The organism is Proteus sp. CD3 (assembly GCF_008808075.1).
GTDB lineage: Bacteria > Pseudomonadota > Gammaproteobacteria > Enterobacterales > Enterobacteriaceae > Proteus > Proteus appendicitidis.
This window is the reverse complement of the sequence record NZ_CP019686.1, coordinates 275,319-299,076: the sequence shown is the minus strand read 5'-3', so window position 1 is coordinate 299,076 and position 23,758 is coordinate 275,319. Positions and strand designations below refer to the sequence as shown.

General features: G+C 39.2%; 27 protein-coding genes. 13 read left to right on the top strand and 14 right to left on the bottom strand.

The genetic code is table 11. The annotated features are described in order from the left end of the window. Positions 1-438: 438 nt before the first annotated feature. From dcuC to BTA34_RS18250, 4 genes are all read left to right on the top strand, one after another. Entirely contained in the window at positions 439-1,713 is a 1,275-nt protein-coding gene (dcuC, locus tag BTA34_RS01395) for a C4-dicarboxylate transporter DcuC (RefSeq protein ID WP_151434200.1), read from the top strand. A 14-nt stretch (positions 1,714-1,727) separates the two neighbouring features. After that, a complete protein-coding gene (locus BTA34_RS01390; RefSeq protein ID WP_151434199.1) occupies positions 1,728-2,996 on the top strand; it encodes an amidohydrolase in 1,269 nt (422 codons plus the stop codon). Positions 2,997-3,390: 394 nt separating this feature from the next. Continuing rightward, positions 3,391-3,972 (top strand): hypothetical protein, encoded by a 582-nt coding sequence (locus tag BTA34_RS01385; RefSeq protein WP_151434198.1) that lies wholly within the window; start codon positions 3,391-3,393, stop codon positions 3,970-3,972. A 92-nt stretch (positions 3,973-4,064) separates the two neighbouring features. Further along, positions 4,065-4,226: a hypothetical protein gene (locus BTA34_RS18250; protein WP_265576145.1), complete on the top strand. Its 162-nt coding sequence runs from the start codon at positions 4,065-4,067 to the stop codon at positions 4,224-4,226. Between the two features lie 111 nt (positions 4,227-4,337). Here BTA34_RS18250 and sspB read toward each other — a convergent pair whose 3' ends face one another. The 5 genes from sspB to zapE all read right to left on the bottom strand — a co-directional run bounded on the left by sspB (position 4,338) and on the right by zapE (position 8,537). After that, complete coding sequence (sspB, locus tag BTA34_RS01380) at positions 4,338-4,847, bottom strand: ClpXP protease specificity-enhancing factor (protein ID WP_151434197.1); 510 nt, start codon at positions 4,845-4,847, stop codon at positions 4,338-4,340. A gap of 6 nt (positions 4,848-4,853) precedes the next feature. Next, on the bottom strand, positions 4,854-5,495 hold the full coding sequence (gene sspA, locus BTA34_RS01375) for a stringent starvation protein SspA (protein ID WP_023582862.1): 642 nt from the start codon (positions 5,493-5,495) through the stop codon (positions 4,854-4,856). A 655-nt stretch (positions 5,496-6,150) separates the two neighbouring features. Continuing rightward, on the bottom strand, positions 6,151-6,543 hold the full coding sequence (gene rpsI / locus BTA34_RS01370; protein ID WP_004245284.1) for a 30S ribosomal protein S9: 393 nt from the start codon (positions 6,541-6,543) through the stop codon (positions 6,151-6,153). Positions 6,544-6,558: 15 nt separating this feature from the next. After that, a complete protein-coding gene (gene rplM / locus BTA34_RS01365; protein WP_006535327.1) occupies positions 6,559-6,987 on the bottom strand; it encodes a 50S ribosomal protein L13 in 429 nt (142 codons plus the stop codon). 434 nt (positions 6,988-7,421) lie between these two features. Next, positions 7,422-8,537: a cell division protein ZapE gene (zapE, locus tag BTA34_RS01360; protein ID WP_151434196.1), complete on the bottom strand. Its 1,116-nt coding sequence runs from the start codon at positions 8,535-8,537 to the stop codon at positions 7,422-7,424. A 203-nt stretch (positions 8,538-8,740) separates the two neighbouring features. Between zapE and zapG the strand changes: the two genes are divergently transcribed. The 3 genes from zapG (at position 8,741) to degS (ending at position 12,046) form a co-directional block, all read left to right on the top strand. Further along, entirely contained in the window at positions 8,741-9,145 is a 405-nt protein-coding gene (gene zapG / locus BTA34_RS01355; protein ID WP_023582864.1) for a Z-ring associated protein ZapG, read from the top strand. 231 nt (positions 9,146-9,376) lie between these two features. Then, positions 9,377-10,768 carry a serine endoprotease DegQ gene (degQ, locus tag BTA34_RS01350; protein WP_151434195.1) on the top strand — a complete coding sequence of 464 codons (1,392 nt, stop codon included), beginning with the start codon at positions 9,377-9,379 and terminating at the stop codon, positions 10,766-10,768. A 207-nt stretch (positions 10,769-10,975) separates the two neighbouring features. Continuing rightward, a complete protein-coding gene (degS, locus tag BTA34_RS01345) occupies positions 10,976-12,046 on the top strand; it encodes an outer membrane-stress sensor serine endopeptidase DegS (protein WP_151434194.1) in 1,071 nt (356 codons plus the stop codon). A gap of 74 nt (positions 12,047-12,120) precedes the next feature. On the opposite strand, the gene BTA34_RS01340 is transcribed toward degS, so the two are convergent. The 9 genes from BTA34_RS01340 to mlaF form a co-directional block, all read right to left on the bottom strand. Next, positions 12,121-13,182 (bottom strand): DUF2157 domain-containing protein, encoded by a 1,062-nt coding sequence (locus BTA34_RS01340; RefSeq protein WP_151434193.1) that lies wholly within the window; start codon positions 13,180-13,182, stop codon positions 12,121-12,123. A 192-nt stretch (positions 13,183-13,374) separates the two neighbouring features. Beyond that, entirely contained in the window at positions 13,375-13,992 is a 618-nt protein-coding gene (locus BTA34_RS01335) for a YagU family protein (RefSeq protein ID WP_151434192.1), read from the bottom strand. A gap of 231 nt (positions 13,993-14,223) precedes the next feature. Next, positions 14,224-15,486, bottom strand: coding sequence for a UDP-N-acetylglucosamine 1-carboxyvinyltransferase (gene murA / locus BTA34_RS01330; protein WP_151434191.1), 1,263 nt, complete (start codon positions 15,484-15,486; stop codon positions 14,224-14,226). Between the two features lie 47 nt (positions 15,487-15,533). Beyond that, complete coding sequence (gene ibaG, locus BTA34_RS01325) at positions 15,534-15,788, bottom strand: BolA family iron metabolism protein IbaG (RefSeq protein WP_006535338.1); 255 nt, start codon at positions 15,786-15,788, stop codon at positions 15,534-15,536. Between the two features lie 140 nt (positions 15,789-15,928). Beyond that, positions 15,929-16,222 (bottom strand): lipid asymmetry maintenance protein MlaB, encoded by a 294-nt coding sequence (mlaB, locus tag BTA34_RS01320; RefSeq protein WP_151434190.1) that lies wholly within the window; start codon positions 16,220-16,222, stop codon positions 15,929-15,931. Between the two features lies 1 nt (position 16,223). Beyond that, the gene (gene mlaC, locus BTA34_RS01315) at positions 16,224-16,853 is read right to left on the bottom strand and encodes a phospholipid-binding protein MlaC (protein ID WP_109371945.1); all 630 of its coding nucleotides are present in this window, start codon (positions 16,851-16,853) and stop codon (positions 16,224-16,226) included. A gap of 96 nt (positions 16,854-16,949) precedes the next feature. Beyond that, positions 16,950-17,486: an outer membrane lipid asymmetry maintenance protein MlaD gene (mlaD, locus tag BTA34_RS01310; RefSeq protein ID WP_151434189.1), complete on the bottom strand. Its 537-nt coding sequence runs from the start codon at positions 17,484-17,486 to the stop codon at positions 16,950-16,952. 3 nt (positions 17,487-17,489) lie between these two features. Next, positions 17,490-18,269, bottom strand: coding sequence for a lipid asymmetry maintenance ABC transporter permease subunit MlaE (gene mlaE, locus BTA34_RS01305; protein ID WP_151434188.1), 780 nt, complete (start codon positions 18,267-18,269; stop codon positions 17,490-17,492). Between the two features lie 3 nt (positions 18,270-18,272). Then, positions 18,273-19,085, bottom strand: coding sequence for a phospholipid ABC transporter ATP-binding protein MlaF (gene mlaF, locus BTA34_RS01300; protein WP_151434187.1), 813 nt, complete (start codon positions 19,083-19,085; stop codon positions 18,273-18,275). 245 nt (positions 19,086-19,330) lie between these two features. Here mlaF and BTA34_RS01295 point away from each other — a divergent pair, with 245 nt between their 5' ends. From BTA34_RS01295 to lptB, 6 genes are read left to right on the top strand one after another with little or no spacing between them, the layout of a single operon-like run. Further along, positions 19,331-20,311 (top strand): calcium/sodium antiporter, encoded by a 981-nt coding sequence (locus tag BTA34_RS01295; protein WP_151434186.1) that lies wholly within the window; start codon positions 19,331-19,333, stop codon positions 20,309-20,311. A gap of 18 nt (positions 20,312-20,329) precedes the next feature. Continuing rightward, positions 20,330-21,304 (top strand): arabinose-5-phosphate isomerase KdsD, encoded by a 975-nt coding sequence (gene kdsD, locus BTA34_RS01290; RefSeq protein WP_151434185.1) that lies wholly within the window; start codon positions 20,330-20,332, stop codon positions 21,302-21,304. 27 nt (positions 21,305-21,331) lie between these two features. Continuing rightward, positions 21,332-21,889 carry a 3-deoxy-manno-octulosonate-8-phosphatase KdsC gene (gene kdsC, locus BTA34_RS01285; RefSeq protein WP_109371956.1) on the top strand — a complete coding sequence of 186 codons (558 nt, stop codon included), beginning with the start codon at positions 21,332-21,334 and terminating at the stop codon, positions 21,887-21,889. 16 nt (positions 21,890-21,905) lie between these two features. Beyond that, positions 21,906-22,484, top strand: a complete 579-nt coding sequence (gene lptC, locus BTA34_RS01280) for an LPS export ABC transporter periplasmic protein LptC (protein WP_151434184.1) — start codon at positions 21,906-21,908, stop codon at positions 22,482-22,484. After that, positions 22,465-22,998 carry a lipopolysaccharide ABC transporter substrate-binding protein LptA gene (lptA, locus tag BTA34_RS01275; protein WP_151434183.1) on the top strand — a complete coding sequence of 178 codons (534 nt, stop codon included), beginning with the start codon at positions 22,465-22,467 and terminating at the stop codon, positions 22,996-22,998. Before lptC ends, lptA begins: the two co-directional genes overlap by 20 nt. Positions 22,999-23,004: 6 nt before the next feature. Further along, positions 23,005-23,730, top strand: coding sequence for an LPS export ABC transporter ATP-binding protein (gene lptB, locus BTA34_RS01270; protein ID WP_006535352.1), 726 nt, complete (start codon positions 23,005-23,007; stop codon positions 23,728-23,730). Positions 23,731-23,758: the final 28 nt, after the last annotated feature.

Sequence of the window (23,758 nt, the reverse complement as noted above, 5' to 3'; positions counted from 1 at the left end):
ATTTTTTAATATTATCGGTGAAATTAATAAATAGTATTTAAGGATCATCAAGATATTAGACAGAATAATCATTCTCATTACCATTTAATATAGTTTATAGAATAATATTTTGATAAAAAGCGATATTCTTTTTTGTATCAAAATAACACTCTTGATCTATAGTAAATATAATTTATTTTCGTATTTTTTACTTTATCTCTTTTTATTTAACCTTTCCGTCATCTTTTAATGATAATTGTTTTACAGCATTTGTTAATAACATCACAGTCTAAAAAAATAGATTTTATTTCGGCTATTAAATTTGATAACAATCAAATATTGTCAATCAACCAACTTCATAATGGAGTCACCTAATAACTTTACAGAAAAATATAATTTATTGATGTTAGGTTCGTTTTCACAATTAATAGTATTGTCATAATTAACTAGGGGATCACTATGGTGATGCAACTTATAGCCGTAGCCGTTATTATCGTAACGGTCTATTTGCTAATAAAAAAATATGAAACCCGAATGGTGCTAATTGGTGCGGGCTTATTACTCTGTATTTTAAGTCTAAGCCCATTAGATGCGTTTGCCGCATTTAGTGAGCGCATGGTGTCTTCATCATTAATTCAAGCTATCTGTTCGAGTATGGGTTTTGCTTATGTTATGAAATATACCAAATGCGATATGCATCTGGTTCATGTTTTATCAAAAGTAATGACTCGTCTGGGCTTCTTCCTTATTCCAGCCACTGTTGTCGTAACGTATTTTATTAATATCGCAATTCCATCAGCAGCAGGCTGTGCAGCAGCGGTGGGTGCAACACTCATTCCATTATTAATCGCAGCACGTATTCACCCAGCTATCGCTGGCGGTGCAGTATTATGTGGTACTATCGGCTCCATGCTAAGCCCAGGTATGTCGCATAACGCCTTCGTTGCTAACATGGCAAATATGGAAGTGGTTGATTTAATCGCTCGCCATAGCCCATACAGCTTAATGGCTGGTGGTATCGCAGCAGTTTCACTGGCGGTTGTCGCTTTAGTGAAAAAAGAGTTCAAAATGGCTTCTGCTACGGGTGATGCATCATCTTCATCAGCACAAGCAACACCAGAAGCTATTCGTCCTAACTATTTATATGCAACAGCGCCGTTCATTCCGTTAATCCTGTTAATTCTGCCATTCTTCGAGACTTTCAGTACATTTAAACTGTCTGTACCAGCGGCAATGTTAATCGGTTCTATCTATGCTCTGTTCATCACATTAACTAACCCTGCCCAAATTACGAAAGAGTTCTTTAAAGGTATGGGTAATGCTTATGGTGATGTATTAGGTATCATCATTGCAGCAGCAGTATTCGCAGCCGGTCTGAAAGCATCTGGTTTAATCGACGCGTTCATCAACTTCTTAACTCATTCTCCTGAATTTGCTCGCTGGGGTGGTACTTTAGGGCCATTCTTGATGGGTATTATCACAGGTTCTGGTGACGCAGCAGCATTCGCATTCAACGAAACAGTAACACCTCATGCTGCACAATTCGGTTATGAAATCCCTGATATGGGTATGGCAGCGGCATTATCTGGCGCGTTAGGTCGTACTATGTCACCACTGGCAGGTGCAGCGATTGTTTGTGCTGGCCTTGCAAATGTTAACCCTATGGAAATCGCAAAACGTACCGCACCAGGTATGATTATCGGCGTCATCGCTGTTGCGTTATTCATGTTATAAGTGGAGAAATGAATATGTCAGCAATTACACTAGAAAAATTAATTAAATGGCGTCGTGAGTTTCACCAATATCCAGAAATTGGTTGGTCAGAATTTTTAACCACAGCAAAAATCGTCAAAGAACTACGTAGCTTAGGTTTAGAAGTTAAAGTTGGCCCAGACGTTATCAATCAAGAGTTTGCTTTTGGTCGCCGCCGTCAAGTCGTTGAAAAAGGTCTAGCCGTTGCCAGAGAGCATAAAGTTGATGAAGCTCTGCTTGATGAAATGAAAGAGCTAACTGGCTGTGTGGCTATCTTTGATAGTGGTAAAGCTGGTCCAACAGTCGCACTGCGTTTTGATATCGACTGTGTTGGTGTTAACGAAGCAACCGAAACTAAACACCGTCCTCATGCCGAAAACTTTGCTTCTTGTCACCCTGGCGAAATGCACGCTTGTGGTCATGATGGACATATTTCTATCGGTTTAGGTGTTGCTCACTGGTTAGTTGAGAATAAAGATAAAGTCATTGGTAAAGTTAAAATCTTATTCCAACCAGCAGAAGAAGGTGTTCGTGGCGCTCGTGCGATGGCTGAAAGTGGTATCGCGGATGATGCAGATTACTTCTTAGGTGCGCACTTAGGCTTTATCGCAAACAGTGGTGAAATTGTTATTAACCCAACACATTTCTTATGTACCACTAAATATGACTTCCGTTTTAAAGGCGCACCATCTCACGCAGGCGCAGAGCCAGAATTAGGTCGTAATGCGTTAGCTGGCGCTTGCCATGCAGCAACACAAATGCTGGGCATTTCTCGTCATGGTAAAGGGATGTCACGTATCAACATCGGTGTATTAAAAGCGGGTGAAGGTCGTAACGTCACCCCTGCTAATGCTGAAATGCAAATTGAAGTTCGTGGTGAAAACGAAGAGATCAACAGCTTTATGGCTGCAAATGCCGTGCGTATGGCTGAAGGTGCAGCACATAGCTTCCAGTTAGAAATGGAAAGCGAAATCATGGGTGAAGCCGTTGACCTGACTAATGACCAAGAGCTGATTGATGTTATGACCAAAGTTGTTGGTAAACATTCGGAGCTAACTGCGGTTGCAACTCGTCCATTCGGTGGAAGTGAAGATGCAACAGTATTAGCAAAACGAGTACAACGTTGTGGTGGTAAATCACTGTACTTCGTTGTGGGTGCCGATAGAACAGCGGGTCACCACCAAGCAGGTTTTGACTTCGACGAAAAACAATTAATGACTGCAGTTAATCTTTACACAGGTTGTTTAGAAGAACTGTTGAAATAATTTCAACGCAATCAGTAAGCTAAACGCTCTATAGAAATATAGGGCGTTTTTTTATAACTAGATATTTTTAATTACTTCATAAATAACACGTCTACAATTCAGAAAAACCACTTCCAACCTTAATTATTTTCAAAAACATGGATGAACACAGAGATTGAACAATTTCTTAGCTAAGAACAGATAAATAGATAAATTTAATTGGGTAAAATGATAATTTATAAAAAACCGCCAAAACCCAAAAAAAGAAATATATTTATATTTCAAACCAATGAATGACAAATCATTTGAAATGGAAATAGCATTGATTTTTTTTCATTAGAAATCATTAAAAATATTGATGTAACTCTAATTCTTTTAAATTAATAAAATTTATTTTTTGAGAGGAATTTTGACTGTGGTAGCTTTTCTGTATGCCTATATAAAAGGAAAATCTATTTTGTCTCCCAAATTAAACTTAGATGAAACTATTCACTTTTTACAAACGTTTATTAATAAAGCTCAATTAGAATTAAAAGTCAGCGTTCTATCAGAAAGTGATTTTGAATCAATAGTTAAAGATAATCGTTCTGTATTGAATTGGATAGATAAATTTCCACATTACCTTAATGAAAACAGTTTTCATATGGGATTTAGATTATGCACAAATAGAGGCATTGATGGTGCAATGCTCGGCATTTATGCAACTTCAAGCGGAGATTTACATATTTTCCTTATTGAATCATTTATTAGAAATAAGAAAAGCCACCCACTATCTGAACGCTTAACAACGTTAGTTATTATTGCTAGTATATTTTTCTTATCTCAATATACTGATAGTAAAGGTATTTATATTGTAGAGCCTCATAAAGAACTTATTTTCCATTATGAAAAATTCGGATTTCAATTACTTGATGATCATTTAGCCATGTATGCGACATTTGAAACTCTACAAAAAATGCAGTTGTCATTAATGTCAAAGTTACTAAATAACGAATAATATTCAGTCAATAAACTCATTTATCTGACTATTGGAAGTTGTCTCTGTATTGTTTATAATATAACCAAATTGTAAAGGTGAGGGAAATAACAATGAGTAGCAACAATATTAAACGGTTATCACCTCAAGAAATGCGCACACTTTTACTTACTAATGCAAAAGTGTTGATGTCAGAGAGCTTTAAAACGAAGGCTCCTGAAATAACCGGTCAAAGAAAAGTCACTAAGCAATCTAACACCCCAAATTTACTTTAAACTTCAAGTTAAGTATTCATTGTTTTTTACAAAAAACTATCAGTCAATAAAACACAAAAAACCCCAGTTCATTTGAACTGGGGTTTTCATTAATACAAATAAGATAATCTCTTATTTCACTACACGCAATGATGGACGACCCGTAGGGCGAGGTGGCTCTGGATCATCATCTGGTGAAGAGGTATCTGCTTCAACAGCTTCATCAGTGACAAGAGATAAACCTTCGCTAGCCGCAGCGATAGTGTTCTCTTCACTATCATCTTCAGCAAACTGTAACGATGCACCAGATTCATAAGCAGGCTCTGGCTCAAACATCATTCCCGCACCGTTTTCTCTCGCATAAATAGCCATAACAGCAGCCATAGGCACTCGTACTTTACGAGGTATGCCACCAAAGCTTGCACTAAATAAAACCTGATACGGCGTTAACTCTAACTCATCTACTGCACGAGATGAAATATTTAGTACAATTTGACCATCGTGCGCATATTCCATTGGGACTTGAACACCGACAACATTCACATCAACAACTAAGTGTGGTGTTAAATCGTTTTCGATTATCCAGTCATAATGCGCACGTAATAAATGCGGACGACGCGGAGACATATCCATGATCTCCATACTTTATTACCCTCTTGAAGGTAAGCGCATCTCACGCTCTGCTTCGGTTAATGACGCGAGGAAAGAATCACGTTCAAAAACACGCTGCATATAAATTTGTACATCTTTAGCGCCAGCACCACTTAAATCTACACCGAGCACCGGTAAACGCCATAACAGAGGAGCAAGGTAGCAATCTACTAAGCTGAACTCTTCACTCATAAAGTAAGGATATTCTTTAAACACAGGAGATACAGCCAGTAGCTCTTCTGCTAACTGTTTACGAGCAGCATTGGCTTGCTGTTCAGTTCCTTTCTCGATGGTGTTCATTAAAGAATACCAATCATGCTCGATGCGATGCATCATTAAACGGCTGCTACCACGAGCAACAGGATAAACTGGCATTAAAGGAGGATGAGGGAAGCGTTCATCAAGGTATTCCATGATGATGCGTGAATCATACAGAGTCAGCTCACGATCAACCAAAGTCGGTACACTTTGGTAAGGGTTTAGATCGATAAGATCCTGTGGAAGATTACCAGCTTCAACCTGTTCAATTTCAACACTGACACCTTTCTCCGCTAGGACAATTCTGACCTGATGGCTGAAAATATCAGTCGGACCGGAAAACAAAGTCATTACCGAACGTTTGTTGGCAGCGACAGCCATGAAAACCTCCAAGTTAATCAATTAAAGAAATGAATTAGCACAATGCTTTTTCCATTTCCCCATTCCTAAAAGACAAGCACACAAACGCAGTAGACCTAAATAAACATTTAAGTTATTAACTGCATTGGGTAACTACCTGTATAACAGCGTTATCGTGGGATAATCATATTTTACAGGGTTAAAAACTCACCTGTCTTTGCGGCACATATCATTATCAAGTAATACCAAAACAATCATTCAACAATCATTATTGTCATAATAATTTTGGTATGACTTTCAAACTCATCACTGGTATTACGATCGATATACCCATTGGCACATGATGAAATCATAGAAAGAAAGACATCAAAGCTCACTATTCTACCAGAATTCATGTTGCTTAGGGGGGCTAATGCAAATAATTCAACATAATATGCCACACTACTTTAAAAGTAAGATTATAATATCAAAAAATAAAATTATTTAGAGATAAAATCTAAAAAATAGGATTTTTAATACTACCGTTATCTTAAATAAAGCCTGTTTTATGAGTAACAGCATCATGTATTAGCAACATTATGTTTTTATTATTAATAAACACAAATAAATCAAAAATAAAAAACCCGCCTGTGAAGACGGGTTTTCAACATCAAATTGATATCTAAAAGATAACAAATTAACGTTTAGAGAACTGTGGACGACGACGTGCTTTACGCAGACCCACTTTCTTACGTTCAACAGAACGCGCATCACGGGTTACGAAACCAGCTTTACGCAGATCAGAACGTAGAGTCTCATCATATTCCATCAGTGCACGAGTGATACCGTGACGGATCGCGCCAGCTTGACCAGAAATACCACCACCTTTAACAGTGATGTATAAATCTAATTTACCCAGCATATCAACTAATTCCAGCGGTTGACGAACAACCATACGTGCTGTTTCGCGGCCGAAGTAAACTTCTAGGCTACGTTTGTTGATTACGATATTACCGCTACCTGGCTTAATGAAGACACGTGCGGAAGAACTTTTGCGGCGACCTGTGCCGTAGTATTGATTATCAGCCATTGCCTATTATCCCGATTAAATGTCCAGAACTTGCGGTTGTTGTGCCGCGTGGTTGTGCTCAGATCCTGCGTAAACTTTCAGTTTACGGTACATCGCACGACCCAGAGGCCCTTTTGGCAGCATGCCTTTTACCGCGATTTCGATTACACGCTCAGGACTACGGGCGATCATCTCTTCGAAAGTCGCTTGTTTGATACCACCTACGTGACCAGTATGACGGTAGTAAACTTTGTCAGTACGTTTATGACCAGTTACCGCTACTTTCTCAGCGTTTAAAACGATGATGTAATCACCAGTATCAACGTGCGGAGTATATTCCGCTTTGTGCTTACCGCGTAAACGGCTAGCAATTTCAGTTGCTAAACGGCCTAAAGTTTTGCCGTCTGCATCAACAACGTACCAGTCGCGTTTTACGGTTTCTGGTTTAGCTGTAAAAGTTTTCATTATTGAAAATTACCCAATGTTTAGTTACACGTTGGTGAACGCTCGGTTCAAATACTATTGAGGTTCACACGACTCTTGTGTCCAGCAAACCTACCCCTTCGAGTAGCACTGCTGACTCTAAAATGCGAGTTTTTTGGGAAATAAAAAACTTGCTGCAACGTGGGGTCGCAAGATTATAGAGAAGTCAGAAAAAAAAATCGAGTCATAATTGAAAAACAATTGAATTCTTTTTCAATATTTCAGCGAAAAAAACGAATCTGGCACTTTTTTCTGATTTGACTGATAAATTCTTGCTACCTGAAGAGAAGAATTGTTCCTTTCCAGAGCGCTTGTAAGCTGCCTAATGCATTCTATTTTCATAGAAAAAAACATCAAGCAACTTAACCTGCGTCATCCTACCATAATGAAAGATGACTTTCTTCAAGAATTAAAAATTAAGCGAGATGAGGTTGTACTAAATATTCTTCACTTTGCATCTCTTGTAAACGAGATAAGCAGCGTTGATATTCAAAACGTAAAAAATCACCTTGGTAAATTTCGTTCATTTCTACATTGGCATTAATAACAAGTTTCACCTTACGCTCATAAAACTCATCAACAAGTGCGAGAAACCGACGCGCAGCGTCTTCATTTAATGTCCCCATTTGCTCCATGTCATACAACAAAACAGAATGGTAATGTTTAGAAAGCTCAATGTAATCAAGCTGACTACGTGGTTCCATACACAAAGTTGAAAAATTAATAGCCAGCACTCCATTAGATGCCTTTATTACTTTCATCGGACGATGATTGATAGTTAAAATACAATCAACTTGCGGTTCGTTGGTTGCCAAGTGCATGAAAATTCTATCCATCTCCTGACGATTTTTATCGTTCAGTGGAGATAAAAAAAGATGCGCTTGCGTTAATGTTCTAAGACGATAATCAATACCTGCATCGACATTTAAAATGTCACAATGGTGTTTGATCTGTTCTATTGCAGGTAAAAAACGAGAGCGTTGTAATCCGTTACGATAAAGCTCGTCAGGTGGAATATTTGATGTTGCCACCAGCGTGATGCCTCTAGCAAATAACGCCTCAAGCAAGGTACCTAAAATCATTGCATCAGTAATATCAGAAACGAAAAACTCATCAAAACAGAGCACATCCGTTTGCGCTTTAAAGCCATCAGCAATAATTTCTAGCGGGTCCTCATGGCCTTGTAAGTTTTTTAGCTCTTCTTGAACGCGTAACATAAAACGATGGAAGTGTAAGCGAAGCTTTCGTTCTGTCGGCAAGCTTTGATAAAACATATCCATCAACCATGTTTTACCCCGTCCAACACCGCCCCACATATATAAACCACGCTCAGGTGCAACAATCTGTTTTTTTGTGCGAATTCGCCCGAATAATCGTTGAGTGAGCGAATTTTTTTCTGGTGGAGTCTCTTTTAATAATGCATGGTATATCTGTTGAAGATGAAGAACAGTTTTTCGCTGAACATCATCAGGTTGATAATCACCTTGCTTCAATGCGGCTTCATAAAGTGATAACGGCGTACTAACAGTCATGAATGCCCTCTTATTCTTAATTTTCTGACATACTGATTTGTATCTGTCGAATGGCTCTATTATAAGCATTAAGAATTGTTTTAACATCAACGTAACACACGAATTTTATATTAAGCTTAAGGATATTATTCCACCCATGCCTTTTAGCGGTTATGATGTTAGAAGGATCCATCTTCCTCACTATTAGATGAAAAGGAGTTGCCATGGTTTGGGTTTATGCACTGATTGGATTAGTTGTTGGTCTTATTATCGGCGCACTTGCAATGCGTTACGGTAACAGCACCCTTCGCCAACAAGATGCTATCAAAGCAGAGTTAGACACGAAAAAAGAAGAACTGGATACTTATCGCAATGAACTTGTCAGCCACTTTGCTAGAAGTGCTGAACTATTAGATAACATGGCGAGAGATTACCGTCAGCTTTATCAACATATGGCAAAAAGCTCTAATGAGCTTATGCCTGATATGCCTGCTCAAGAAAATCCATTTAATTACCGATTAAGTGAATCAGAAGCAGCGAATGATCAATCGCCAATAAAAATGCCACCTCGTGATTACTCCGAAGGAGCATCTGGATTGTTCAGACCCACAGATAAAAAAGACAGTTAATATTAAAAACGCCACATTTTTTTGTGGCGTTTTTCTTTCTAATAAATATCATAAAATGACAATTATTTGCTATGGTTTTAAAGATAGCTTTTGTCTTGTAAATCCGTGTAAAAGGAAGCGAAGCGCATCATGTCTTAATGAACTTTCCTTTGTCAGTACAGGTCTTAGTGATATCCGCTCATTTTGAGCAATAACTTTTATTTTGATAACTGTATCAAGAGACTCTAATTCATGTTGACTAAAAAAAGAAAATTATTACTTAGTGCATTAGCAATGAGTGTCGGGCTTTCACTCTCAACTATTCCAGCAACCAGTATGGCTGCACTACCTGCAGTTATGCCATCAGGCGAACAGCTACCAAGCCTTGCACCTATGTTAGAAAAAGTGTTACCTGCGGTTGTCAGTGTACACGTTTCAGGAACACGAGTACAAAGCCAGCAAGTACCTGAAGAGTTTAAATTCTTCTTTGGTCCAAACTTCCCATCACAACAACAAAGTATTCGCCCTTTTGAAGGCTTAGGCTCTGGTGTCATCATTGATGCACAAAAAGGCTACGTATTAACAAACAACCACGTTGTTGATGGTGCAGATAAAATTCAACTGCAAATTAATGATGGTCGTGAATTTAGTGCAAAATTAATTGGTAGTGATCCACAAACAGATATCGCATTACTGCAAATCGAAAAACCAACTAATTTAACCGCAATTAAAATGGCAGACTCTGACCAATTACGCGTTGGTGACTTTGCAGTTGCAGTCGGTAACCCGTTCGGTTTAGGTCAAACAGCAACCTCCGGTATTATTTCCGCATTAGGTCGTAGCGGTTTAAATCTTGAAGGTTTAGAGAACTTTATCCAGACAGATGCTTCAATCAACCGCGGTAACTCTGGTGGCGCGCTCGTTAACTTAAATGGTGAGTTAATCGGAATTAACACCGCTATTTTAGCTCCGGGTGGTGGCAACATCGGTATCGGCTTCGCCATTCCAAGTAATATGGCGCGTGATCTTAGCCAACAACTGATTTCTCATGGTGAAGTTAAACGTGGCATCTTAGGTATTCGTGGTACAGAAATGAATTCTGATCTGGCGAAATCCTTTAATATTGATGCACAACGCGGTGCTTTTGTTAGCGAAGTAATGCCAGATTCATCCGCAGCAAAAGCAGGCATTAAACCGGGTGACGTTTTAATTTCAGTTGATGGTAAGCGTATCAATAGTTTTGCTGAATTAAGAGCTAAAGTGGGTACGACACCACCGGGTAAAGAAATTCTGATTGGCTTAATCCGTCAAGGTAAACCAATGGATGTTAAAGTGACATTAGAGAAACAATCAGCAGATGCAACACGCGCAGATAACTTCTCTCCTGCACTACAAGGTGCCACATTAAGTAACTACTTAAACAAACAAGTTAAAGCGGTTGCTGTTGATTCTGTAGAAAAAGATTCTGCAGCAGCGGTATCCGGTTTACAGAAGGGCGACCTTATTATTGGTATTAATAATACACCAATTACATCACTAGGCGATTTACGCAAAGCAATTGATGCTAAACCGCCTGTTCTTGCATTAAATATTCAACGTGGTAATGAAGAAATTTACCTGTTGTTACGTAATACACCGCGCTAAGAAGTAAGCTTTTCACCTATCTAATTTATTGATTTCTTTAGCCCTATAATTTCCATTATAGGGCTTTTTTTATACCTATTTTGGATAAGCATCATTGACTTAAATGGGGATTTTATGCGCTGAGCGATGCTTTCATAAGTTAAACTATGCTATTCTCATCGCTCCTACGCGAATAATTTCACAGTCAGACATAAATACAGGATTTTTATGTTAACTAAGTTACTGCGATCAACTCTAATTGGTCTTCTCACCGCAGCAATTCTTTTGATTGCAGTTCCTTCAATTCGCCCTATTTTTATTGAACGCCTATTGAATGGCGATTTTCTCAATGCACCTTTTAGCTATAACACGGCGGTACGACGAGCAGCCCCTGCCGTTGTTAATGTTTATAGCAGTACAATGGGGAGTTTTTCTCAAGAAGGCCGAGAGCTAACATCTTTAGGTGCAGGTGTTATTATGGATGGTCGTGGTTATATTCTGACAAATCAACATGTTATCAACAATGCTGATCAGATCCTTATCGCTCTCCAAAATGGTGACCTTTATGAAGGTTTGCTTATTGGCTCTGATCCTTTAACCGATCTTGCGGTATTAAAAATTGATGCCGATAAACTCCCAACGATCCCCATTAATAGTAAACGAATTTCTCATGTTGGTGATGTTGTACTGGCTATTGGTAACCCATTTAATATTGGGCAGACTATTACACAAGGGATCATCAGTGCTACGGGTCGAGTTGGATTAAGCCCTACCCGTTACCAAAATTTCCTACAAACAGATGCATCAATTAATGAAGGCAACTCGGGTGGCGCATTAATTAATACTGAAGGTGAACTTGTGGGTATTAATACCATGACGTTTGATTCAGGTACTTATAATGGATATCGCCCTACGGCAGAAGGATTAGGCTTTGCCATTCCGACTGAACTTGCGGTAAAAATTATGAATAAGCTTATTCGTGATGGTCGTGTTATTCGTGGTTTTATTGGTATTACAGCAAAAGAATTACCTAAAATTCGTTCATCAAATACCGATATCAAACAAATTCAAGGGTTGCGGATTTTCCGTATCACACCAAATAGCCCAGCAGATAAAGCAGGAATAAAAACGGGTGATATCATTCTTAGCATTAATCATGCACCCGCGACTTCTGCAATGGAAATGATGGATTATATTGCCGAAACGCGCCCCGGTACGGTATTACCCGTGACATTATTGCGTGATGGCAATGAAATTAATGTCGATGTCACCATTTCGGAATATCAACCAGAATCTTAACATCCTCCTCGCCCGCATTGGGCGAGGGTTTATGGCATTTTTTTACTAATAAATATATTTCACTATTCTTTATACTATTCGCGCTTACTCTCTTTATTGGCGATGGTGTTATTTTCAACAGCATGCCAAATTTTTTCGGCTTTTCGTCCAATTAAAATCAGTGAAATCGCCAAAATAAAGAAGAAAATCGCACTGTGTAAACTATCCCAGAAATATTCAAAGAATCGGGTATAAAGGTTAATGCCAAGGAAGGTCAAACCAAATCCTCTTAACATACCATCATCTGTTTTAAGGCTAATATAAATACAAATAACAGCGACAACACCAAATAATAGCGCCCAAGGTAACAGATTCACACTTGAAGTGCGATACCACGTATCTGGGTCGTAATTACCGAAAATAGACATTATCCATAGCGCAATAAACAGATAAGTCAGCCCCATTATTTTTGTCATGGTAAATAAACGACGACGTGCCAATATATTTTGTAGGAAATAACAGCCTGCTAATAATACAGCGCCAAAGAAGACAAAGCGGATAGGATAGTTCATCCCTAACCAATAAGCGCCCCATCCTGACATATAGCCAGTTTCAGCGCCAAACCAATTTCCTAACATCAATAAGAAGAATAACCACACCAACGAAGAGCGACTGATAAATCCAATTGCACCATAAATAACACAGCCAATTAAAAAGAGAGGAGCAATATGGCCACTTCCTGTATCCAGTAATTCTCCCAGTTGCCAAAGGAAAATAGCCGTAAACATCACACCTAAAAAGAGAATAAACTCCGTACTGTAATGCCACTGTGTTTCTTTTCGCTGGCGTTTAAATCCCCAAAAATAGAGCGCTGAAGCAATAAGTGCAGGAGAGATAACTCGCATAATTTCAGAAACACTAAAAATCTCAATTAAATAATAGACTAATGCACTGTCACTAAAAATACTTCCAGCAGCAATAATCAAACAGACCATCGCTATCCAAAATGCATAGCGACTTAATCTTTTCCAATCAAAAGGAATACGATGTAACGTACTTCCTAATTGTTGATATTCTTGTGTCGAGATTGCGCCAGATTGTTGCCATTCATCCAATGCTTGGCGAACGAGGCGCTCTTGTTTCCTTGTTACCTGCATATCGTCTTTTCCTTTTACAATTATATGCTTATCATCGATATATCTTACATTTTAAACAACAGAAACGCGCAATAATAAAGGCTTTAGTGAATTTATTATAATGCAGAGAATAAAATTTAACCAAATGTACTTCATTACCATAAAAAGCCAGCTTACCGCTGGCTTTTTATTTATTTTTTATTTATTTTTTATTTATCTAAATGGTTGATCTAATGGTACTTCAGGATCAGGTTCATGTGTAATTCGGTTACGTAGATCACGACGAATAATCTCAATAGACCAGAACCAAATTAAATGACCAAATATTTCAGAAACATTTTCATACCAAGGAAGATCGAACAACGGTGGTGTTAATCCCATTAATGGGAATGAAATCATATGTACAAATAATTGCGCTAAGGCTCCCGCCAATAACCCTTGCCATAATTTAATTTTTGGGAAACGTTCAGCAACAATACAATACCCTACGGCGAAAACGATCGAAAATAGAATATGAGTCACGCCTACCCAGTTAAAAACATGACCAGCAAAGCTATAAACAACCGCATTAGGATCAGCAATACCTAGCCAATCACGTAAGAAAATATAAGGAGGATTTAAAAAATTACGCGAACAATCAACCAATTCCGTTGCTCTTAGCATAAATTCAGGGCCACAAGCACCACTAAACATATCCGTTGGGCTTCTTGGAGGTAAAGGAACTTCAGCCCCCCATTTAACAAATGAAGAAACAATACCTGCGATTAAACCAATAAATGCTGCCAGACCATAACGTCTCCGTGACTTAGGAGTTTGCTCGAAGAGGTTCATTTTTGTCCTTGCCTATTTAAAAAGTGTAAATGAGAATCAATAATAAAATAGGTTCTGATGAGATGCACGATTTTCTGATAAGTCGATCACATAAAAAGCAAGTAAATTTGTAAATTTTATTTAGCTATTAGTGATTTATATTATGAAAAAAAACCATAGCACAACAATGCACTATGGTTTTAAATGGCTGAAAATGGTTTTAAATAGCTAAAAAAGGATAACTAAAATAAATTAGTCATTAGAACGCAAACGTTCTATTTTTGCCCCTAATCCTTGTAATTTAGCTTCAATATTTTCATAACCGCGATCGATATGGTAAATACGATCAACAATGGTTGTGCCTTCAGCAATACAGCCTGCAAGTACTAAACTTGCAGAAGCACGTAAATCCGTTGCCATCACTTGTGCGCCTGACAGTTTTTCAACACCGTGGCATAACACAGTATTACTTTCGATTTCAGCGTGAGCGCCCATACGGATTAACTCAGGAATGTGCATAAAACGATTTTCAAAAATCGTTTCTGTGATCATGCCCGCGCCTTCAGCCACTAAGTTTAAAAGGCTAAATTGTGCTTGCATATCGGTTGGAAAACCTGGATGTGGCGCAGTACGCAATGTTACCGCTTTAGGGCGTTTACCATGCATATCAAGGCTTATCCAATCTTCGCCTACTTCAATATCTGCACCAGCTTCACGTAATTTTGCCAACACAGCATCTAATGTATCAGGCTTTGCATTACGGCAAACAACACGACCACGAGAAATTGCAGCAGCAACTAAGAAAGTCCCTGTTTCAATACGATCGGGTAGAATTTGATAAGTACCACCACCAAGGCGCTCTACGCCTTCAATAGTAATGCTATCAGTACCCGCACCGCTGATTTTGGCACCTAATGTATTGAGGAAGTTTGCTGTATCTTCAATTTCAGGCTCTCTTGCCGCATTCTCGATGATGGTTTTGCCTTCAGCTAATACCGCAGCAGTCATAATGGTGATAGTGGCACCCACGCTCACTTTATCCATGACAATATGCGCGCCTTTTAAACGCCCATCAACGCGCGCTTTTACATAGCCTTCATCCAGTGTGATCTCAGCGCCTAATTGCTCTAAACCTGTAATATGAAGATCAACAGGACGAGCGCCAATGGCACAGCCACCCGGTAAAGAAACCTGACCTTGACCAAAACGAGCGACCAGCGGACCCAAAGCCCAAATAGAAGCACGCATGGTTTTTACTAATTCGTAAGGAGCGCAAAATTCATTAATATTACGAGCATCAACGAAAACTGAGCCATTACGTTCAACATTGGTTCCTAAACGATTAAGCAACTTAATCGTTGTATCGATATCTTTTAATTTAGGAACATTTGTTAATTCTACTGGCTCTTCGGCAAGGATCGCAGCGAACAGGATTGGTAGTGCGGCATTTTTTGCGCCTGAAATAGAGACCTCGCCTGATAAACAGGTTGGCCCTTGTACTCTAAATTTATCCATCTGTAGAACTCTCTTTTTATTTTGCTGTACGCTGTATACCTACTGAATCAAAGCCCGTTAAGTTTTCGATCTCTCTTCCACTCTTCAGGTGTGTAGGCTTTAATAGACAAAGCGTGAATACGGTTATCTGCAATATATTCCATCAAAGGGGCATAAATGGTTTGTTGTTGCTTTACTCTGCTCATTCCCTCAAACATTGCGCCAACAACAACAACTTGAAAATGACTACCATCACCATTGACGATGACTTCATCTAAAGACAGGCTGTCCATTAATACTTGTTTGATTTCATTTGTATCCATAATTGCTCAATCTCAACGTTAAAATAATAATCAGTCGTCTATCCTAATGGAATCCGCTCTACTCTTAAACCATCAAAAACCCCCTTAATGATAAAAGTATCATGAAGGGGGCTTTTTCATACCTTTACTCAAAATCTGTATTAGGCAATATTCATAATTTCATCAAGATCATAGAGTGTAATTAAGGTTTGAAAACGCTCACTGACACCTTGAATAATAAATTGACGATTTTGCTCTTCCATTTCTGCTTTTAAGTGAACAAAAAGTGCCAATCCTGTTGAATCGATATGTCCTAAGGCAGAAATATCAATGATATTAATGTCAGCTAATAATGCTTTACGTTGCTGCCAAACAGGCAATAACGTTTCACGATCTAGCGTTCCTTGGAAATAAAGGACACCATCCTTTTTTTCCCAATTTAACGAAACTGACATGTTATTTTTTCTCATCCAGTGTGATTGGTGTTTTTGCACTGATTTCTAACTGTTTTGTTAAACCATCAACACCTTTAGAATTTAAAATATCTGACCACTCATTCTGTTTGGTTGTGATCATGCTGACACCTTCAGCAATCATATCATAAGCTTGCCATTCGCCTGTTTTACTGTTTTTACGCCATTGGAAATCAAGACGAACTGGCGGACGACCATTTGTATCGATAATGGTGACACGAATAGTTAGCGTTGATTTATCTGCGAAAGGTTTTGCAGGCTCTATACGGTACTCTTGGCCTTCATACATTGCTAATGCTTGACCATAAACTTGGGCAAGATATGCTTCAAATGCAGTGAAATAAGCATCACGTTGCGCAGGTGTTGCATTACGATAATGTGGCCCTAACACTAATGCACCTGCATATTTAATATGCACATAAGGCAGTAATTCTTGCTGAACAATTTGACGTAAAAGTTCAGGGTTTTTACGAATTTCAGGCTGTTCATTTTTTAATTTACTAAAGGTCTTTTGCGCCGCATCTTCCATCAATGCGTAAGGATTGGTTTTATCTACTGCCATGGCAAAAGGCGTTATCACTAATAGTGCGACCATCAATAAGCGTTTAAACATATGTTCGCTTCTCCTCAAATAGGGTTTCAATAATACGATGCATTTATTACGCTAAATCTAGCTAAATATATAAGTGCATCGTATAGGAATTAATGATTAAGGTAATGCAGAGTGTTCTTCTGTTGGTTTAGTTTCAGATTTAGCTGAATCATCACCATCACCCGTTTTATAAAGGAATTGACCAATAAGATCTTCTAGCACCATTGCTGAATTGGTATTTGTGATCCGTCCTCCGTCTTTTAACAGAGTAGAATCTAATGATTCATCATAAAAACCTAAATTCAATGCAAGGAACTGCTCACCTAATAAACCAGATGTGCGAATAGACAGTGAGCTACTTTCTGGAATATGGTCATAAATGCTCAGAATATCGAGCGCGACTTCAGGGCGATAGTTCCCTTCATCTTCTTCTTTTAAGGTGATAGAAGAAACACGACCAATCACTACACCACCAATCTTAACTGGAGAGCGCTCTTTTAACCCACCAATATTACCAAAGCTGGCATAAACGCGATAAGTTGGTTGATTACCCATTTCTTTAATATCAGCGACTTTAAGGCATAAGAAAATCACGGCAGCTAACGCAATCAGAACAAATAGACCAACCCAAACTTCAATTTTTTTACTTTGCATGACTTAGTTCCCAAACATCAGTGCTGTTAGCACAAAATCTAAACCCAATACGGCTAACGATGAATGAACAACAGTACGTGTTGTTGCTCTGCTAATCCCTTCTGATGTTGGGATTGCGTCATACCCGTTAAAGAGCGCTATCCAAGTGACGGTAATGGCAAAAACGACACTTTTAATAAAGCAATTCACTAAATCGAGTCGCCATTCAACGGCACCTTGCATAGATGCCCAGAAAAAGCCTTCATCGATCCCTTTCCAATCCACCCCCACAATTGCACCGCCCCAAATACCGATGGCGACAAAAATAAGTGAAAGCAATGGCATACTAATAAGACCAGCCCAAAAGCGGGGTGCAACGACACGTCTTAAAGGATCGACTGCCATCATTTCTAAACTAGAAATTTGTTCTGTGGCTTTCATTAAGCCAATTTCAGCTGTTAAGGCGGAGCCTGCGCGACCGGCAAATAATAATGCTGTAACAACTGGGCCTAATTCTCTCAACAGTGAGAGCGCGACCATCATGCCAAGACTAGCTTCAGCACTAAAGGTGGTTAAAACAAGATAGCCTTGTAATCCCAACACCATGCCAATAAATAGACCAGACACCATGATAATTAATAAGGATTGAACACCCACGTTATACAATTGCTTCAGTAAAAGAGGCCACTGTTTACGAAATTCGGGCTTACCGACTAATGCACGAAAGAGCATAATGCCCGCTCTCCCGAAGGTTGCAAAAATCGCTAATGCTCTAGTGCCAATGCGAGATAATAAATTTACCACGTACTAATTTCCTCGTCCTAATAGGTCGTCCTGATAATCTCCCGCAGGAAAACGGAAAGGTACAGGGCCATCAGCAATACCATCTAAAAACTGTCTTACTTGCCTATCTGGATTATCTTGTAATTCTTGAGCGCTGCCTTGAGCAATCACTTTCTGCTCCGCAACAATATAGGCGTAATCTGCGATACTTAACACTTCAGGTACATCATGGGAAACCACAACACAAGTTACACCAAGCGCATGATTTAACTCATCAATTAACTTAACAAGTACACCCATTGTGATAGGATCTTGCCCAACAAAAGGCTCATCAAACATAATCAGCTCAGGATCAAGCGCAATCGCTCTTGCTAATGCCGCCCTTCTCGCCATTCCTCCTGATAATTCAGAAGGCATTAAACTTGCCGCACCACGTAACCCCACGGCTTCAAGTTTCATCATCACCGTTGTACGGATCAATGCTTCAGGTAAATTTGTATGCTCTCTTAGTGGAAATGACACATTTTCAAACACATTCATATCTGTGAATAGTGCGCCAGATTGAAAAAGCATACTCATTTTCTTTCTTGCCTGATACAACGCAGAGCGTGATAGCGCAGGAATATTGTCGCCATCAAACCAAATTTCACCACTATCTGGAAGGATTTGTCCTCCCATTAGGCGTAACAAGGTTGTTTTACCAATCCCTGAAGGGCCCATAATCGCAGTCACTTTTCCTCTTGGCACAACAAGATTGATCTCAGAGAAGATCTTTCTGCTACCGCGAGTGAAGTTCATATTGCGCACTTCAATTAGATTGTCAGATTGTGCGTTCATGAATAAAACATCCTCAAGCCTGTCTGCATAAACGAATTTTTACGCTATTTTGGCAGGTCATTCGCCATGTTACAAAGAAATCACCACTATTTAGCAATTTATTGCACGGTTAATTTTACTTTTCGTGCTTGGCTAGTCAAAATATGGTTAATTAGTAAAACCTTTTGACAATATGTTTTTTATCAGCCCTGTCTTATTGGTTTTTTCTTTATTCGCTATTCGCTCATTGTTGGAAAACTGATGGCATGTTGATTACTTTGTCTCTTTTAATTTTTGGATTGATGTTACTCGTTTATGCATCAGACCGATTAGTTTATGGTGCGAGCGTTTTTGCGCAATCGTTAAAAATCCCACCTGCTGTCATCGGTATCTTAATTGTAGGTACGGGTACATCACTGCCTGAGCTTTTTGTTTCAACTGATGCCGCAGTTCATAATTTGCCTGATATCGCTATCGGGACAGCCATTGGCTCTACACTCACCAACCTTCTCCTTATCGCGGGTATTGGCGCGATGATTTACCCCATGAACATTCAATCCGCAGTGCTAAAAAAAGAGCTTCCCTTGATGATTATAGTCATCATGCTTGTTGGCATTATCGTTTCTAGCGGAAACTTAGGGCTTAGAGAAGGCTCGCTGCTATTTTTTATTGGTTTTGCATCCATATTTCTCATGATAAAAACGATGCATAAAACACTCACACAAGAGCGTCATGTGTTACCTTTAGAAACCTTAACGCGTTTTGAATTACAGACCAATCCTCGTAATTCTGTTGCCCTTTTTTGGGTTGTTGTTGCGTTACTTATTATTCCAGTTGCAACCCAGATGATATTAGATAATGTCTTTATTTTAATGCAACAGTATCATCTTAGTGGATTTTTTGTTGGTTTAACCTTGCTATCTATTGGAACAAGCCTACCGGAGTTAGCAACAACCATTGTGGCAGCACTAAGACGCGAGAATGAATTAGCCTTAGGAAATATTATAGGTGCTAATATTTTCAATCTAACGTTTGTCTTAGGAATGCCAGCATTACTCTCACCAAGCACATTTAATATCAATACATTTTATTTTAGCTTTGCTGTACTTGGTGTCGCCAGTTTACTGTTTTCTCTCTTTTCATTAGGACGTAAGCAACGTCTTAATCGAGGAAAAGGAATATTCTTGTTAGTTTGCTTTATTGTTTATATTACGGTGTTGTGCGTCGCACATTCTCTCTTAACCTAAAATAAATGGTACAAAAAAATGACCGAGTTTGATTTTCAGCAAGCGGGTAAAAAAGTCCTTCATATTGAGCGTGATGGATTAGCTGAACTAGAACAATACATCAATGATGACTTCACGCTTGCCTGTGAAAAAATTTTTCACTGCCAAGGTCGAGTGATTGTGATGGGGATGGGTAAATCTGGCCATATTGGACATAAGATTGCCGCGACATTCGCCAGCACAGGAACGCCTTCTTTCTTTGTTCATCCCGGTGAAGCAAGTCATGGTGACTTAGGTATGGTGACCGAAAAAGATATCGTTCTAGCGATTTCAAACTCAGGTGAAGCGAGTGAGATCCTCGCGCTTATTCCGGTGCTTAAACGTAAACAGATAACGCTGATTTGTATGACACGCACTCCTCAAAGTACAATGGGGAAAGCGTCTGATATTCATCTTTGCATCAAAGTACCTAAAGAAGCCTGTCCTTTAGGGCTTGCCCCAACAACCAGTACAACGGCAACCTTGGTCATGGGGGATGCACTAGCGATCGCACTTTTACGCGCTCGTGGTTTTACCGCTGAAGATTTTGCACTTTCTCATCCTGGTGGTGCATTAGGGCGTAAATTACTCCTTCATGTCAGTGATTTAATGAATAAAGAGGCAGATATTCCGCGTGTCACCCAAGATGCCACTTTACGTGAAGCGCTTGTCGAGATAACCCGTAAAAAATTAGGTATGACCGTCATTTGTGATGATAGTATGCTGATCAACGGTATATTTACTGATGGCGACTTACGCAGAATATTTGATTTAGGGATAGATCTAAACAATGCCAAAATCTCAGATGTCATGACAAGAGGCGGTATTCGTATTCGCCCTGATTGTTTGGCGGTTGAAGCTCTGAATTTAATGCAAGCAAAACATATCACCTCGCTATTAGTGACAGAACAAGATAGTGATATCCTGTTAGGTGTTTTGCATATGCATGATTTATTACAGGCTGGTGTTGTATAAGATAGTCATAACGTTCGAAGGATAAAAATGAATACAATGATAGAAACTTGTTATGGTGCAGTAAGCGAACAAATCATCAAAAAAGCAGAAAAAATCCAATTGCTGATTTGTGATGTTGATGGTGTGATGTCAGATGGACTCATTTACATGGGCAATAATGGCGAAGAATTAAAAGCCTTTAATGTCCGTGATGGATATGGCATCCGTTGTTTGCTTACATCTGGCATTGAGGTTGCTATCATTACAGGTCGTCAGTCTAAACTGTTAGAAGATCGTGCTAAGACTCTTGGCATTACATATCTTTACCAAGGTCAGCATAATAAGCTTTTGGCGTATCAACAACTGTTAGATACACTAAACCTTAAACCTGAACAAACAGCCTATATTGGTGACGACCTGATTGATTTACCTGTAATGGAAAAAGTAGGGCTTTCCGTTGCCGTGGCTGATGCTCATCCATTACTTACACCTCATGCTAATTATGTAACCCGCATTGCGGGAGGGCGTGGTGCAGTACGAGAATTGTGTGATTTAATCCTTTTAGCGCAAGGTCGGCTTGAAGAAGCTAAAGGTCTTTCGATTTAACGTATAACGATACAGAATGAATAAATTAAAATCCTGGTTTACCTTAATTCTTGCCATTATCGCCCTTGCGTTGATTGGCTGGAACTACACTAATAACACTGAATTCGGTGATGGTGAGATTGTTGATGATGGTCAGCCAACTTATCAATCCAAATCATCGATATCTTTTGTTTACGAGCCAACGGGTATACTCGGATATAAACTTGTTGCTGATGATGTCAAAAATTATGCTCAACAGAAGTTTACATGGTTTACTAACCCTGTCTTAACCACCTATTCACCGGCAGGGGATGCAACATGGACAGTACGCGCGAATAAAGCCAAGCTAACAAACAGTAAAATGCTCTATCTTTATGGCGATGTTCAAATTGATAGCCTAACGGATGACTCTCAACTACAGAGAATAAGCACAGACAACGCTATCGCAAATTTGGATACACAGGATGTTTCCTCTGATGATGAAGTGACTATTATCGGCGTCGGACTGAAATCAGTCGGCTTAAAAATGCGAGGCAATCTGCGCGAGAAACGTGCAGAGCTGATTGAAAAGGTAAACACCTATTATGAGATCCCTAATGAATCAAAAAATCCGTAATACACTGATTATCGGTACACTTTTAGCGATAAGTGTACCTGCGATGGCGCTTAAAGATGACACACAACAACCTATCGTTGTGAACTCAGAGAAACAATCGCTTGATCTAGAAAAAAACGTCACAACCTTCACACAAAATGTTGTGATCAAACAAGGATCTATCGATATTCGTGCTGATAAAGTTGTTGTCACACGTCCAGGCGGTGACTCCAAAAAGATCGTAATAGAAGCATTTGGTAATCCAGTAACTTTTTATCAGCTACAAGATGATGGTAAACCTATCAAAGGTCGTGGTGAAAAAATGACCTATGAAATGGATAAAGAGTTAATGACCTTAACGGGTAAAGCCTATCTTGAACAATTAGACAGTAATATCACCGGTGATAAGATCACTTATCTCGTCCCAACTCAGCAAATGGAAGCTTTTAGCGGTAAAGGTAAACAAGTGACTACTGTTTTACTGCCTTCCCAGTTGCAAGAGAAAGGTCCTGGTGTTAACAACAAAGGTAAGTAACACTTTATGGCGCTGTTAAAAGCTGAAAATTTAGCGAAAGCATACAAAGGGCGCACCGTTGTCGGTGATGTCAGCCTGAACGTTAACTCCGGTGAGATTGTCGGCTTACTTGGGCCAAATGGTGCAGGTAAAACAACCACATTCTATATGGTTGTTGGCATTGTCGCTCGTGATGCAGGTAGTATTACAATTGATGATGAAGACATTACGCTGTTACCGTTACATGAACGAGCGCGTAAAGGCATTGGCTATCTTCCTCAAGAGGCGTCTATTTTTAGACGCTTAAGCGTTTATGACAACATTATGGGGATCTTAGAAATCCGCCATGATTTAACGCCTGAAGAACGAAAAGATCGAGCAGAAGAACTGCTAGAAGAGTTTAATGTCAGCCACTTACGTAACAGCTTAGGGCAATCATTATCAGGGGGTGAACGTCGCCGTGTTGAAATCGCGCGGGCATTGGCAGCCAACCCTAAATTCATTTTATTAGATGAACCTTTTGCAGGTGTTGACCCTATTTCGGTATTAGATATTAAAAAAATTATCCAGCATCTACGTGATTATGGATTAGGTGTACTGATTACTGACCATAACGTGCGTGAAACATTAGATGTGTGTGAACGTGCTTATATCGTCAGCCAAGGTCACCTTATCGCTCATGGTTCACCAGAAGAAATTCTTGAAAATGAGCAAGTTAAACGTGTTTACTTAGGTGAAGGCTTCCGCCTGTAATCTTTGATTCACTTTTACTCTGTCAAGG